The following is a 13,252-nucleotide window of genomic DNA, read 5'->3' as shown; positions in this document are numbered from 1 at the left end:
GGCGAGGTACCGGTGCGATCAGGCGTCCCAGACCAGGCCGTCGACGTGGTCGTGACCGGCGAGCAGACGAGCGACGCGGCCCGCCGCGAGTTCCCGGACCTCGGGGTCGGGATGGTGCGCGAGGATCGCGAGCTCGACGTACATGTCGTAGCACTGCAGTCGTTCGCGCAGATCCGCACGTTCGAACAGCTCCGGGTAGGTGCCGCGCAACCATCCGGGGACCGGTGCGAGGGTCGACACGTCGAGTCCTGGCTCGCCGGGTCTCGGCGGGAACTCACCTGGCCGCGCGCACCACCGCAGGATCGTGTCGAGCTCGGCGTCCGCGGGCTGCGCCAGGGCCTCGGCGAAGTCGATGATCCCGGTCACGCGCCCGTCGTCGACCATGATGTTGGACCCGTGCAGGTCTCCGTGGACGAGGACGGGGCGGTCCTCGGCGAACAACGCGGTCCGGTCCTCGATCCAGTCCGCGACGTCGTCGAGCAGACGGGCATCGTCGAGCAGACGGGCATCGACCTCGACCGACCGCCGCGCGGCATCGACCAGCCCGCGCAACGAACCGATGACGGGCGGGTGGTACGCAGGCCAGGGGCCGCCGGCCAGCGCGTCGGCGAGCCAGGGCGGGAGCAGGCCGTCCGGTACCGGCACGCGGTGGAGTGCACGCACGGCGGTGCCGAGGCTCTCGATCACCGACCGACGCTCCCCGGTGTCGGCCGACGGCCAGGCGTCGTGCAGGGTCCGGCCCGGCAGCCGTTCGGAGACGTACCAGGCACCGTCGGGTCCGTCGCCGTGGGCGACGTGCCGCGCGTGTGGGACGTCGGTGCCGTCGAGCACGTCGACCACCGCGGCCTCGTGGTCGTACGCGCCGCGGATCAGTCCGGTGCTCAGGCGGACGACGAACTCGTCGCCGACCCAGGCGCGACTGACCCAACCACCCGTCGGCACGAAGTGCCCGGTGGCCGGCAGGCCCGCGGCGAGCAGTGCCCGGGACAGTGCCGGGTCCATCAGGTCGACTGTCGAGGAACGAGGAAGCACTCCGCGGTGCGGACGCCACCGGCGACCTCCTCGCCCTGGATCGTCCGCATGAGCAGGGCCGCGGCCTGCCGCCCGACCTCGCGGAGGTTGAGGTCCACCGAGGTGATGCTCGGTCGCGCCGCATCGGTGATGACGCTCCAGTTGTCGACACCGACGACACCGACCTGGGTCGGCACGACGATGCCGTTGTCCCGCAGGCAGTCCACGACACCGCGGGCGATCTGGTCGCTCGCGCAGAACACGCCGTCGAAGTCGGTCCCGAGCAAGCGGGTGGCCGCTTCGTACCCCCACCGCTCGCTCCACTCGCCGTACAGGGCGTCTCCTCCGGCGAGGGTCGCGCCGGCTGCGGCGACGGCCCGCTTCGCGCTGTCGACGCGGTGCGCCGTCGCGGTGTGCCGCCGTGCACCCGCGACGACCGCGATGGAGCGCCTGCCGGAGCCCACGAGGTGGTCGATCGCCCGTGCCGCGCCGGCTTCGTCGTCCGGCACGATCGAGACGTCGTCCGGATCGAGCGAGGGCGCGAGCGCGTACACGGCGGGGACACCGAGCAGCCCGGTGATCGAGGGACGCGGGTCGCTGGAGCGACCGGTCACGACGATGCCGTCGACGCGCTGGTTGAGGAACGTCTGCACGTAGTGGGCCTCGCGGATCGGATCGCCGCGGCTCTCCGCGAGCAGCATCGACACCTCGCCGGGTCCGAAGGTGTCCTCGGCTCCGGTGAGGATCGGGATCGTGAAGCGTCCGTAGGCGTCGGTGGACAGAACGCCCACCAGGAAGGACCGACCGGGAGGCGCGGCTGGCGTCGCGGCGCGCACGCTCAGTCCCAGCTCGGTGGCGGCTGCTGCGACGCGTTGCCGCGTCCCTTCGGCGATCTGTCCGCGGCCGTTCAGGACCTTCGAGACCGTCCCGACGGACACGCCGGTCTGTGCGGCGACGTCGGCGAGCGTCACTTCACGTCGATTGACCACGGCGTCCTCCTAGCGATCCGAGCGTACGGCACCCGGCAAACCTTGCCGTACAACGATTCCGACGTCAAGCATTGACACGGCTGTTGTCCCGTTCTACCTTCGGCAAACACAGCAAAGCTTGCCGCAACGATGCGGCAAGGAGTGATTTGGAGATGACGATGAAGACATCCACGATCCGGCGGACCGCGACCCTGGCCGCCGCCCTCACGGTCGCGGCACTCGGGTTGGCCGGGTGCTCATCGAGCGGGACGGCCGACAGCGGAGGTTCCGCGAAGGGCACGGTGACGCTTTGGCAGCGCGACGGCGGCGTCGACCTGACCGACCAGGTCAAGGCCTACGAGAAGGCACACCCGGACGTCACGGTGAAGCTCTCCACGATCCAGGCCGACCAGTACCTCACGAAGCTCGCCAACTCCGCGCGGGCCGGATCGGTCCCGGACCTCGTCAGCTACGACATCGTCAACACGCCGCTGCTCGCAACCCAGGGGCTGCTCGCCGACGTCACCGACAAGGTGAAGGGTCTGTCGAACAAGGGCGACCTCGCGCCGGCCGGTGTCGAGATCGGCACGCTCGACGGCAAGAACTACGCCCTGCCCGTGGCGCTCACCGGCTCCCAGATGTTCTGGAGCAAGTCACTGTTCACGAAGGCCGGCCTCGACCCGGCCAAGCCGCCGACGTCCCTCGCCGAGGTGAAGGCCGCGGCTGAGAAGATCCAGGCGCTCGGGGGAGGCGTCACCGGGTTCTCGACCCTCGGCGGCGTCGGACAGGCGTGGACCGGGTTCCCGAGCTCGTGGGCGAAGAGCGGCAGCGTCCTGACGGCGGCGGGCAAGAGCCAGAAGGCGGAGTTCACCAGCCCGGAACTCGTCGGGATGGTCGACTGGTACCAGGAGATGTGGGAGTCCGGGCTCATGCAGAAGACCGACGAGCCGAACCAGGACCCGGGCAACGTCGGGCAGCAGAACGCCCTGAACGGCAAGGTCGGCATCCTGTTCGGCGGCGCGAACACCCTCACCGCGAAGAAGGCCGACTTCGGCAGTGCGGTCGGCATCCCCGGCGTGGAGGGCGGCTCCGGCTCGTTCCTCGGTGGTGACGAGATCGGCATGACCGCCGGCGCGAAGAACGCCGACGGCGCGTGGTCGCTCATGGAGTGGCTGGTCAGTTCGAAGGAAGCCGCCGAAATCGACCTCTCGCAGGGGTGGATCGCGCCGGACCTGGCCGTGGCGAAGAGCCTCGCGACGGACGACTGGTCGAAGGACATCGTCGACACGCTCGCGATCGGCAAGCTCCCGAAGAGCATCGCCTACAACGCGGTCATCAACGACCCGAACGGTCCCTGGGCGCAGCAGTCCCAGAAGGTCATCTTCCAGGGCGCCGACGCCGACTCCGCGCTGGAGAGCGCCGAGCAGCAGGCGAACTCGCTCATCGAGCAGGCGTACAGCCAGGTCGGGCAGTGACAGCCGTCACCTCCTCGGCGCTCGCCGGCGTCGCGGACGGGGGTGCGCGCTCCCGTCCGCGCTCCGCGAGTCGTCGACGCCAGACGCTGGCGTGGGTGCTCGTCGCTCCCGCACTCGTCCTCGCGGTCGTGTTCTTCGTCGTGCCGATGGTGCTGCTCGTCGGGATGTCGTTCGCGAACTGGCCGCTGCTCGGTCGGGTCAGCGGGGCAGGTGTCGCGAACTACGCGCAGGCGTTCCAGGACTCGGCGTTCTGGCGCTCGCTGGTCTTCTCGCTGCTGTTCACCGTCGTGGCCGTACCGCTCGGGATGGCGGTGAGCTACGGGGCCGCGACGATGGTCCGCGGCGAGGGTCGGTTCGTGTCCTTCGTCCGGACGGCGTTCTTCATGCCGGTCGTCATCGGGTTCACCGCCGCGGCGTACATGGCGAACGTGCTGCTCGTGCCGGGGACCGGGGCGATCAACGTCCTGCTGCGGTCGATCGGGATCACGAACGGTGACACCGCGTGGTTCACCTCGCCCGACACGGCGTTCTGGGCGGTCATCGTCCTGACGGTGTGGAAGTCGATGGGCGTCGCGATGATCCTGCTCATGGCCGGCATGCAGGCCGTGCCGACCGAGGTGATCGAGGCGTCGAAGATCGACGGCGCCGGGTGGTGGCGCCGCGAGGGCTCAGTGGTGTTCCCGCTCGTCCGGCGGCAGTTCGCACTCTGCATGCTGCTCGCGGTGTCGGGCTCGATCCTCGTCTTCGACCAGTTCTACGTCCTGACCAAGGGCGGCCCGAGCGGGTCGACCACCACCACGGTCATGTACACGTACCAGCAGTCGTTCGTCCGCTACGACCTCGGCTACGGCGCCGCGCTGTCGATGATCCTCACCGTGATCATCCTGGCGATCGCGGTCGTCCAGCTCCGGGCCCTGCGTTCGACCGGAACGGAGGACGACCGATGAGCGCCACCGACGTGACCAGGCGGACGACCGCAGCTGCTCGACGCGACGCGAGCCGCGCCTCCCGACCGGACGGGACGGACCGGACCGACGTGCCGGGCGCGACCCCGCACGGACCACCGCGTCGTCGACGGGTGCACGCCAGTGGTGTCGCCTACGTCGCCGTGGGCACCGTGCTCGCGCTGCTGTTCATCGCACCGGTCCTGTACATCCTGTTCCGGTCGTTCCTGCCGGCGGACGCCGACGCGCAGGGGATCGGGTTCGAGTCGATCGCCACGCTCACGCTCCGGAACTACACGAAGGTCTTCGACCCGTCGGTGGACCTGCGGCAGAACATCGTCAACTCGTTCGTCGTCGCCATCGCAGTCGCGGTGCTCGTCGCCCTCGTGTCGACGCTCGCTGCGTACGCCCTGTCGAAGATCCGGTTCCGCGGCAGCGCGATCGTGTTCGTGCTCCTGCTGGCACCGCTCGTCGTGCCGTTCCAGGGGCTGCTCACGCCGCTCTCGATCGTGCTCGGCAGACTCGGGCTGCTCGACTCACTCGCCGGGGTGGTGCTGGTGCTGGTGACGCTCCAGCTGCCGTTCTCGGTGTTCGTCATGCGCAACACGTTCGACGGGATCCCGTCGGAGCTCGAGGACGCCGCGGCGATCGACGGCGCGGGCACCGGACGGATCCTGCGTTCGGTGATGCTCCCGCTGGCGTGGCCAGGACTCGTCACCACCGCACTCTTCGGCTTCATGGCCGGCTGGAACGACCTGCTCAGTTCCGTGACGTTCCTGTCGACCGACAGCAAGTACACCCTGCCGCTCGCCCTGTCGAGCATCAGCACGTCCTTCAAGATCCCCGGCGTGCCGGTGATCGATCCGGGGCTCCTCACCGCCATCGCGTGCGTCGCGACGGTCCCGGTGGTCGTGCTGTTCCTCGCACTGCAGCGGTACTACACCAAAGGTCTCATCGGAGGATCCATCAAATGACCATCACGGACACCGGCACCGCCACCACGACCAGCACCGACGCTGCCACCGTGGGGCGTCCGCACCGCCCACTGGCACTCGGCACCATCACGCCCCGCGGCTGGCTGCGCGACCAGCTCCGGCTGCAGGCCGACAACATCACCGGGCAGCTCGAAGCGATCTGGCCCGACGTCGGCCCGGACAGCGGGTGGCTCGGCGGAACGGGCGAGAACTGGGAGCGCGGGCCGTACTACCTCGACGGCCTGGTGCCGCTCGCCCACGTGCTGCAGGACCAGCGGCTGCTCGACCTCGCGACGCCGTGGATCGAGTGGATCCTCGGGTCGCAGCGCGAGGACGGGTTCTTCGGACCGACCGGCAACGACGACTGGTGGCCGCGGATAGTGGCGCTCAAGGTGCTCACGCAGCACGCCGACGCCACCGGTGACGAGCGGGTGGCGCCGTTCCTCGAACGCTACTTCCGTCACCAGCTCGACCACCTGCCGGGCCGGCCCCTGACCTCGTGGGGGCGGGCACGCGGTGCCGACAACGCGCTGTCGGTCTGGTGGCTGCACGAGCGGACGGGCGACGCCTGGCTGCTCGAACTGGTCGACCTGCTCGCCGCCCAGACCATCCGCTGGGACGACTACCTGGCCGACGAACTGATCACCGGCCCGGCGCGCACCTTCTCGCACCGGACCCACGGGCCGAACGTGGCGATGGGCCTGAAGACCGGCGCCGTCGACGCCCTGCGCGACCACGGCCTCGCCGCGCACGCCGCACGCACGGAGACGTCGTTCGCGGCACTCGACCGGTGGCACGGGCAGGCCAACGGGTGGTTCTCCGGCGACGAGTGGCTCGGCGGCCGCGAAGCCACCGCGGGCATCGAGACGTGCCAGGTGGTCGAGATGATGTTCACGGCCTCGGTGCACGCGCAGGTGTACGGACGTGGCATCGACGGCGATCGGCTCGAGGAGCTCGCCTACAACCTGCTGCCGGCGTCGAGCGACCCCGAGATGCGCGGACACCAGTACCACCAGCAGACGAACCAGGTCGAGGTCTCCGTCGCCCGACGCGAGTGGAGCTTCTCGTCCGACGACGCCGGGATCTTCGGGCTCGAACCGCACTTCGGGTGCTGCACGGCGAACCTGCACCAGGGGTGGCCGAAGTTCGTGTCCCACCTGTGGCTGCGCGACGACGACGGACTGCGCGTCGTCGCCTACGCACCCTCCGCAGTGCAGACCACGGTCGACGACGACGACGTGTCGATCACCGTGGACACCGAGTACCCGTTCGACGAGACCGTGACGATCCGCGTCGACACCGCCCGCACGACCCCGTTCGCCCTGCGCCTGCGGATCCCGTCCTGGGCGCGTGACGCAGCGTTGTCGGTCGGCGGCGACCGTGTGCCGCTGGCGGCGCAGGGTGGTGATCCGGGCCTCCAGGTCGTCGACGGGTACGTGACCCTGGAACGCGACTGGTCGTCGGCGGGCGCGGTCGTCCTCGTCCTGCCGATGCGGGCGCGGGTGGTCCGGCGAGAGCGTCAGGCTGCAGCGGTCCGACTCGGGCCGCTGACGATGGTGTACTCGCCCGGCGAGCACTGGGTGGAGCACCACGGTGCGCCCGGAATCGGCGAGTGGGAGGTGCACGCCCGTGGGTCCTGGAACTGGGCGCTCGCCGAGGTCCGAGACGCCGACCGCTGGCGGATCACCCGTGGCGCGGTCCCGGATGCACCCTGGTCGTTGCGCGACCGCCGCACCGCTCCGGTCGTGCTGCACGCTCCCGGTGCGCGGGCGACCGGGTGGCGGATGGCCGGTGCGCAGGCAGACCTGCCGCCGTTCAGTCCGGTGCTCGACCACGTGCCCGACGGCGACCTGCGGCTGGTGCCGTACGGGTCAGCGCGGCTCCGGGTGACGGAGTTCCCGGTCGCGGGGAGCTGGCAGGACGTCGACGACACCGAGGAACCGACGCTGGCGGGGGCGTAGCTAGCGGGCGTAGCTGGCGGGGCTTACCTGGCAGGAACGGGCGTACCCGGTCGGAAGATCCGACCAGGTACGCCCGTTCCTGCTGGGTGGACGACCGGTCAGCGCGCCGCGGCGCGGTACTGCTCGAGCACCTCGGGGTGCGGGTCCGCCGGCACGGTCGTCGTCGCGATGTCCCACGACGGCAGCGCGCCGGTCAACGCCCAGGCTGCCTGACGCGCGGCCCCGGACGCCACGTACTCGCCGGGTTCCGGGATGAGCACGTCGCGCCCGAACACCTGCGCCGCGACGGTCCGGACGGCCTCGTTCCGCGCGGCCCCGCCGATGAGCAGCAGTCGTGACACGGTCACGCCGGTCCCCTCGACCGCGGCGAGCCCGTCGGCCAGGGCACAGAGCATGCCCTCCACCGCGGCGCGCGCCAGGTGCGGTCGGTCGGTCGTGCCCGGGGTCATCCCGAGCAGTGACGCGGTCGCGTCCGGCCGGTTGGGCGTGCGCTCGCCGACGAAGTACGGCACCAGCACGAGGCCGTCGGCCCCGGCCGGCGCCTGCAGCGCCAGCTCGCCGAGCGCGTCGTGGTCCACGCCGAGCAGGCCGCCGATCACCTCGAGCACGCGGGCTGCGTTGAGCGTCGTGACGATCGGGAGGCGCGACCCGGTCCCGTCGGCGAAGCCCGCCACGGTCCCGCTCGCGTCCAGGACCTCGGTCGCGGTGACGCCGAAGACGGTCCCGCTGGTCCCCAGGGACACCGCGATGTCCCCGGGAGCGAGTCCGAGTCCGAGCGCCGCACCGGCGTTGTCGCCGAGTCCGGCGGCCACGACCAGTCCGGACGGTGCGACCGAGCCGTTCGGCAGCGTGACGTCGACGTCGAGCGTCCCCATCGCCTCGTCGTGGGTGACCACGCGCGGCACGACGACCGTGTCCGCGGTCGGCTCGGAGCCGGCGACGCGCATCGGGCGACCGAGCGCGAGTTCGAACAGCTCCGGGTCGTACTCCCGGCGCACCGGGTCCCAATAGGCCGTGCCGCTGGCGTCCGAGGCGTCGGTGGCGAGTGCGTCGAGGTCGGGGCCGAGCGGACTCTCGTCGGCCGGGCCGTACCCGCGCAGCCGCCACGACAACCAGTCGTGGGGGAGCGCGACGGCTGCGACGCGGCCGGCGTTGTCCGGCTCGGCGTCGCGGAGCCACCGCAGCTTGGTACCGGTGAACGATGCCACCGGGACCAGTCCCGTCCGGGCGACCCACGCCTCCCGTCCGATCTCCTCGACCATCTGCGCGGCCGCATCCGCACTGCGCACGTCGTTCCAGAGCAGGGCGTCGCGGACCACGTGACCGTCGGCGTCGAGCGCGACCATGCCGTGCTGCTGCCCGGCGATCGCGACGGCGCCGACGTCGGTGAGCCCGCCGGCGTCCGCGACCGCGGTGCCGAGGGCGTCCCACCAGTGGCGGGGATCGACGGACGTGCCGTCCGGGTGGGCGGCACGTCCCTCACTGACGACGGCACCCGTCGCCGCGTCGCGGATCGTGACCTTGCAGGACTGGGTCGACGAGTCGACGCCGGCGACGAGCTGTGTCATCCCCGCAGCCTGTCAGCGCGCGCCGAGCAGGTGCTCGATGGCGAGCTGCTGCAGTCGGACGAAGCCGAAGCCCTTGCCGCCGAAGTACGCGTCGGCGTCGAAGTCCTCGTAGGCCGAGCGGTCGGACAGGAAGGCGTCGTAGGACTCGCCGTCATTCAGGGTCGGCGTGCTGAGCTCCCCGACCTTCGAGGCCTCGAGCGCGGCCTGCACCTCGGGGTCGGCGCGGAAGGCCTGCGCGCGCTCCTTGAGGAGCAGGTACATGCGCATGTTCGCGGCCGCCGAGTCCCAGACGCCCGTGATGTCCTCGGTGCGGCTCGGCTTGTAGTCGAAGTGGCGCGGGCCGTCGTAGGCCTGGCCGCCCTGCGGCGAACCGTGCTCGAGCAGGTCGACGAGCGAGAACGCGTTCTGCAGGTCGCCGTGGCCGAACACCAGGTCCTGGTCGTACTTGATGCCGCGCTGACCGTTGAGGTCGATGTGGAAGAGCTTGCCCTGGTAAAGCGCCTGGGCGATGCCGGCCGTGAAGTTCAGGCCCGCCATCTGCTCGTGGCCGACCTCGGGGTTGATGCCGAACAGCTCGGGGCGCTCGAGGGTCTCGGTGAAGGCGATCGCGTGGCCGAGGGTCGGCAGCAGGATGTCGCCGCGCGGCTCGTTCGGCTTCGGCTCGATCGCGAAGCGGATGCCGTAGCCCTTGTCGGTGACGTAGTCGGCGAGCAGGTTGACGGCCTCGCGGTAGCGCTCGAGTGCGGCCTGCACGTCCTTCGCGCTGTCGTACTCGGAGCCTTCGCGGCCGCCCCACATCACGAACGTCGACGCACCGAGCTCGGCGGCGAGGTCGATGTTGCGCAGGACCTTGCGGAGCGCGAAGCGGCGGACCTGCCGGTCGTTCGAGGTGAAGCCGCCGTCCTTGAACACGGGTGCGGAGAACAGGTTCGTCGTCACCATCGGCACGATGAGGCCGGTGGAGTCGAGCGCACCCTTGAGGCGGTCGATCTGCGTCTGCCGCTCGGCGTCGGTCGAGCCGAACGCGAACAGGTCGTCGTCGTGGAAGGTCAGGCCGTAGGCGCCGAGCTCGTCGAGCTTCTCGACCGCCTCGACCACGTCGAGGGCCGGACGGGTCGGCCCGCCGAAGGGGTCGGAGCCGTTGTAGCCGATGGTCCAGAGACCGAAGGAGAACTTGTCTGCACGGGTGGGCGTCGTTGCCATGGTGGTCACCGTTCGTCGTCGAAACAAAATGTTGCCGCGCCCAACATAAGCGGTAGTGTTGGCTGTGGCAAGGACGTGATCGCAAAGGAGCGAGCGGATGGCAAGTGTTTCGACGGCGCAGCAACGACTGCGGATCGCCATGGTGGGGCACGGCTTCATGGGAGCCGCACACTCACAGGCGTGGCGGACCGCCCCCAGGTTCTTCGACCTCGGGGTCGAGCCCGAGATGGCGGTGATCGTCGGGCGCGACCCGGAACGCACCGAGGCGGCTCGCGTGCAGTACGGCTGGCAGTCGGCATCCACCGACTGGCGTGCCGTCGTGGCCGACCCGGACATCGACGTCGTCGACATCGTGTCGCCCGGGTCGTCGCACGTCGAGATCGCGATCGCCGCGCTCGAGGCCGGCAAGCACGTCCTGTGCGAGAAGCCGCTCGCCAACACCGTCGAACAGGCCGAGGCGATGACCGCCGCTGCCGCAGCCGCCCGGGCGCACGGGGTCCGCGCCATGGTCGGGTTCAGCTACCGCCGGGTGCCGGCCATCGCCTTCGCCCGACAGCTCGTGCAGGACGGCCGGATCGGCACCGTGCGCCAGGTCCGCGCGCTCTACCTGCAGGACTGGCTCGCCGACGAGGACGGCCCGATGACCTGGCGCCTCGACAAGGAGCTCGCCGGTTCCGGTGCGCTCGGCGACATCGGCGCGCACGCGATCGACCTCGTCGAGCACGTCACCGGCGCCGAGCTCACCCGGGTGTCGGGCCTGCTCGAGACCTTCGTGACCGAGCGCCCCCTGCTCGCCGACGGCGTCGGACTCTCCGGCACGGCGTCGAGCGAGCGCGGGCAGGTCACCGTCGACGATGCCGCGTTCTTCACCGCCCGACTCGGCGGCGGTGCGGCCGACGGCGCGATCGGCACGTTCGAGGCCACGCGCTACGCCACCGGCCGGAAGAACGGCCTGACGCTCGAGATCAGCGGGTCCGAGGGAGCGATCCAGTTCGACCTCGAGTCCATGAACGAACTGCGGCTGTACGAGTCGTCGGCACCCGCGGGAGAGCAGGGCTTCCGCCGCATCCTGGTCACCGAACCCGAGCACCCCTACATGGCGGCGTGGTGGCCCACCGGACACCTCATCGGGTACGAGCACACCTTCAGCCACCAGGTGAAGGACTTCGTCGAATCGATCGTCGCCGGCACCGACCCGTCGCCCTCGTTCGAGGACGGCCTGCACGTGCAGCGGGTGCTCGACGCCGTCGAACGCAGTGCCGCCGACGGCAGCAGCTGGACGGTGACCGCGTGACCGCCGCCGACGGGACACGCCAGGCGCTCGTCGTCCGCGGGGGATGGGACGGCCACCAGCCCGTCGAGACCACCGACCTGTTCGTCCCGTTCCTGCGCGACAACGGGTTCGCGGTCCGGGTGTCGGACTCCACGGCCGTCTACGCCGACGCGTCCGTCATGGCCGAGGTCGACCTGATCGTGCAGGTCGTCACCATGTCGACCATCGCCGACGACGAGTTCGCCGGGCTGCAGCGCGCGGTGCTGAACGGCGCCGGACTGGCCGGCTGGCACGGCGGGATCGCGGACGCGTTCCGGAACACCGCCGACTACCTGCACATGGTCGGCGGCCAGTTCGCCCACCACGCCGGCAAGCACCCCGACGAGCGCGTCGGGGAGCAGTCCGACAACTACATCCCGTACACGGTGCACCTCACCGACCTCGGACGATCGCACCCGATCACGCAGGGCATCGAGGACTTCGACCTCGTCACCGAGCAGTACTGGGTGCTGTCCGACGAGTACAACGACGTCCTCGCGACCACCACGCAGGAAGCGCGCGACTTCGACGCCTGGAACCGTCCGGTCACCGCCCCGGCGATCTGGACACGGCAGTGGGGTGCTGGTCGCGTGTTCGTCTCCGCACCCGGGCACCGCCTCGAGGTCGTCGAGTCGCAGCCGCTCCGCACCATCATCGAGAGGGGCCTCCTGTGGGCAGCACGGTGAACGAACCCGTCCTCCGCGTCGGGGTGGTGGGCGTCGGCGTGATCAGCCAGCAGTACTTCGAACACTTCCCGGCCCTGCCCGGCCTGGCGCTCGTCGCGGTCGCCGACCTCGACGTCGACCGGGCGCAGGCGGTCGGCGCCGCGCAGGGAGTGCGCGGCACGAGCGTCGACGAGTTGCTCGCGGCCGACGACGTCGACGTGGTGCTCAACCTGACGATCCCCGCCGCCCACGCCGACGTCGCGACCCGGGCGCTCGCCGCGGGCAAGCACGTCTACGGCGAGAAGCCCCTGGCGATGTCCACGGCCGAGGCCGAACCGGTGCTCGAGGCCGCCCGAGCCGCGGGCCTGCGGGTCGGCAGCGCCCCGGACACCGTGCTCGGCACCGGCATCCAGACCGCGCGGGCCGCCCTCGACGACGGCCTGATCGGCACCCCGGTCGGAGCGGCCGTCGCCTGGAGCGCCCCCGGCCACGAACTCTGGCACCCGGCACCCGCGTTCTACTACCAGCCCGGTGGCGGACCGCTGCTCGACATGGGGCCGTACTACCTGACCAGCCTCGTCAGCTTCTTCGGGCCCGTCGTCCGGGTGAGCGGCAGTGCCACGCGCTCCACCCGCGAGCGGACGATCGCGACCGGACCGAACGCCGGCACCGTGATCCCCGTCGACATCGACACCCACGTCGTCGCGATCCTCGAGCACGAGGACGGCGTGGTCTCCACCGTCACCGTCTCGTTCGAGGTCTGGGCCACCCGAGCACCGCTGTTCGAGGTGTACGGCACGGCCGGCACCCTCGGTGTGCCGGACCCGAACCGGTTCTCGGACCCGGTGTCGATCGCGACGGCGGACGACCGCGAGTGGCGCGAGCTGCCGGTCTCCGCCGGGTACGCCGACGCCGGTCGCGGCTACGGGCTCGCCGACCTGGCGCACGCGATCACCACGGACCGTCCGCACCGGGCCTCCGGCGACCTCGCGTTCCACGTGCTCGAGGTCATGGAGGCCGTCTCGGCCGCGGCCCGTGACCACACGGTCGTCGACGTGCGCTCGCGCGTCGACCGCCCCGCCACCGTCCCCGCCGGGTCCGCACCCGGGTCATGGTGACGGACCTCGACCACAGCACGCAGCTCGAACACAGCACGGACCCCGACCACCGC

The 13,252-nt window shown here is 70.9% G+C and carries 11 protein-coding genes; 7 read left to right on the top strand and 4 right to left on the bottom strand.

The features are described 5' to 3' along the window. Window positions 1-18 precede the first annotated feature (18 nt). The gene (locus tag EDF28_RS16690) at window positions 19-1,002 is read right to left on the bottom strand and encodes a phosphotransferase family protein (RefSeq protein ID WP_123939078.1); all 984 of its coding nucleotides are present in this window, start codon (window positions 1,000-1,002) and stop codon (window positions 19-21) included. Beyond that, the gene (locus tag EDF28_RS16685; RefSeq protein ID WP_123939077.1) at window positions 1,002-2,000 is read right to left on the bottom strand and encodes a LacI family DNA-binding transcriptional regulator; all 999 of its coding nucleotides are present in this window, start codon (window positions 1,998-2,000) and stop codon (window positions 1,002-1,004) included. The genes EDF28_RS16690 and EDF28_RS16685 overlap by 1 nt, the downstream gene beginning before the upstream one ends. A 158-nt stretch (window positions 2,001-2,158) precedes the next feature. Here EDF28_RS16685 and EDF28_RS16680 point away from each other — a divergent pair, with 158 nt between their 5' ends. From EDF28_RS16680 to EDF28_RS16665, 4 genes are read left to right on the top strand one after another with little or no spacing between them, the layout of a single operon-like run. Continuing rightward, on the top strand, window positions 2,159-3,454 hold the full coding sequence (locus tag EDF28_RS16680; protein ID WP_185094277.1) for an ABC transporter substrate-binding protein: 1,296 nt from the start codon (window positions 2,159-2,161) through the stop codon (window positions 3,452-3,454). After that, window positions 3,451-4,401, top strand: coding sequence for a carbohydrate ABC transporter permease (locus EDF28_RS16675; protein WP_123939075.1), 951 nt, complete (start codon window positions 3,451-3,453; stop codon window positions 4,399-4,401). The genes EDF28_RS16680 and EDF28_RS16675 overlap by 4 nt, the downstream gene beginning before the upstream one ends. Further along, complete coding sequence (locus tag EDF28_RS16670; RefSeq protein WP_123939074.1) at window positions 4,398-5,372, top strand: carbohydrate ABC transporter permease; 975 nt, start codon at window positions 4,398-4,400, stop codon at window positions 5,370-5,372. The genes EDF28_RS16675 and EDF28_RS16670 overlap by 4 nt, the downstream gene beginning before the upstream one ends. After that, a complete protein-coding gene (locus EDF28_RS16665) occupies window positions 5,369-7,333 on the top strand; it encodes a beta-L-arabinofuranosidase domain-containing protein (RefSeq protein WP_123939073.1) in 1,965 nt (654 codons plus the stop codon). Before EDF28_RS16670 ends, EDF28_RS16665 begins: the two co-directional genes overlap by 4 nt. 98 nt (window positions 7,334-7,431) lie before the next feature. On the opposite strand, the gene EDF28_RS16660 is transcribed toward EDF28_RS16665, so the two are convergent. Together EDF28_RS16660 and xylA are read right to left on the bottom strand one after the other, a co-directional pair. Further along, window positions 7,432-8,901: a xylulokinase gene (locus EDF28_RS16660; RefSeq protein WP_123939072.1), complete on the bottom strand. Its 1,470-nt coding sequence runs from the start codon at window positions 8,899-8,901 to the stop codon at window positions 7,432-7,434. Window positions 8,902-8,913: 12 nt separating this feature from the next. Next, window positions 8,914-10,104, bottom strand: a complete 1,191-nt coding sequence (gene xylA / locus EDF28_RS16655) for a xylose isomerase (RefSeq protein WP_111084913.1) — start codon at window positions 10,102-10,104, stop codon at window positions 8,914-8,916. Between the two features lie 97 nt (window positions 10,105-10,201). On the opposite strand from xylA, the gene EDF28_RS16650 reads away from it, so the two are divergent. From EDF28_RS16650 to EDF28_RS16640, 3 genes are read left to right on the top strand one after another with little or no spacing between them, the layout of a single operon-like run. Further along, window positions 10,202-11,398, top strand: coding sequence for a Gfo/Idh/MocA family protein (locus tag EDF28_RS16650; protein ID WP_260155063.1), 1,197 nt, complete (start codon window positions 10,202-10,204; stop codon window positions 11,396-11,398). Continuing rightward, the gene (locus EDF28_RS16645) at window positions 11,395-12,102 is read left to right on the top strand and encodes a ThuA domain-containing protein (RefSeq protein WP_123939071.1); all 708 of its coding nucleotides are present in this window, start codon (window positions 11,395-11,397) and stop codon (window positions 12,100-12,102) included. Before EDF28_RS16650 ends, EDF28_RS16645 begins: the two co-directional genes overlap by 4 nt. Then, the gene (locus tag EDF28_RS16640) at window positions 12,099-13,199 is read left to right on the top strand and encodes a Gfo/Idh/MocA family protein (protein WP_123939070.1); all 1,101 of its coding nucleotides are present in this window, start codon (window positions 12,099-12,101) and stop codon (window positions 13,197-13,199) included. The genes EDF28_RS16645 and EDF28_RS16640 overlap by 4 nt, the downstream gene beginning before the upstream one ends. Window positions 13,200-13,252 lie beyond the last annotated feature (53 nt).

This window comes from Curtobacterium sp. PhB137, from assembly GCF_003814955.1.
Lineage (GTDB): Bacteria > Actinomycetota > Actinomycetes > Actinomycetales > Microbacteriaceae > Curtobacterium.
Note: the sequence above shows the minus strand (reverse complement) of the source record. Positions and strands in the feature narration are given on the sequence as shown.

What these genes read in the sequence shown, in the direction of transcription:
- EDF28_RS16680 (WP_185094277.1), top strand. Translation starts at nt 2,159, where the DNA reads ATGAAGACATCCACGATCCGGCGGACCGCGACCCTGGCCGCCGCCCTC.
- xylA (WP_111084913.1), bottom strand. Translation starts at nt 10,104, where the DNA reads ATGGCAACGACGCCCACCCGTGCAGACAAGTTCTCCTTCGGTCTCTGG.
- EDF28_RS16690 (WP_123939078.1), bottom strand. Translation starts at nt 1,002, where the DNA reads ATGGACCCGGCACTGTCCCGGGCACTGCTCGCCGCGGGCCTGCCGGCC.
- EDF28_RS16670 (WP_123939074.1), top strand. Translation starts at nt 4,398, where the DNA reads ATGAGCGCCACCGACGTGACCAGGCGGACGACCGCAGCTGCTCGACGC.
- EDF28_RS16660 (WP_123939072.1), bottom strand. Translation starts at nt 8,901, where the DNA reads ATGACACAGCTCGTCGCCGGCGTCGACTCGTCGACCCAGTCCTGCAAG.
- EDF28_RS16650 (WP_260155063.1), top strand. Translation starts at nt 10,202, where the DNA reads ATGGCAAGTGTTTCGACGGCGCAGCAACGACTGCGGATCGCCATGGTG.
- EDF28_RS16665 (WP_123939073.1), top strand. Translation starts at nt 5,369, where the DNA reads ATGACCATCACGGACACCGGCACCGCCACCACGACCAGCACCGACGCT.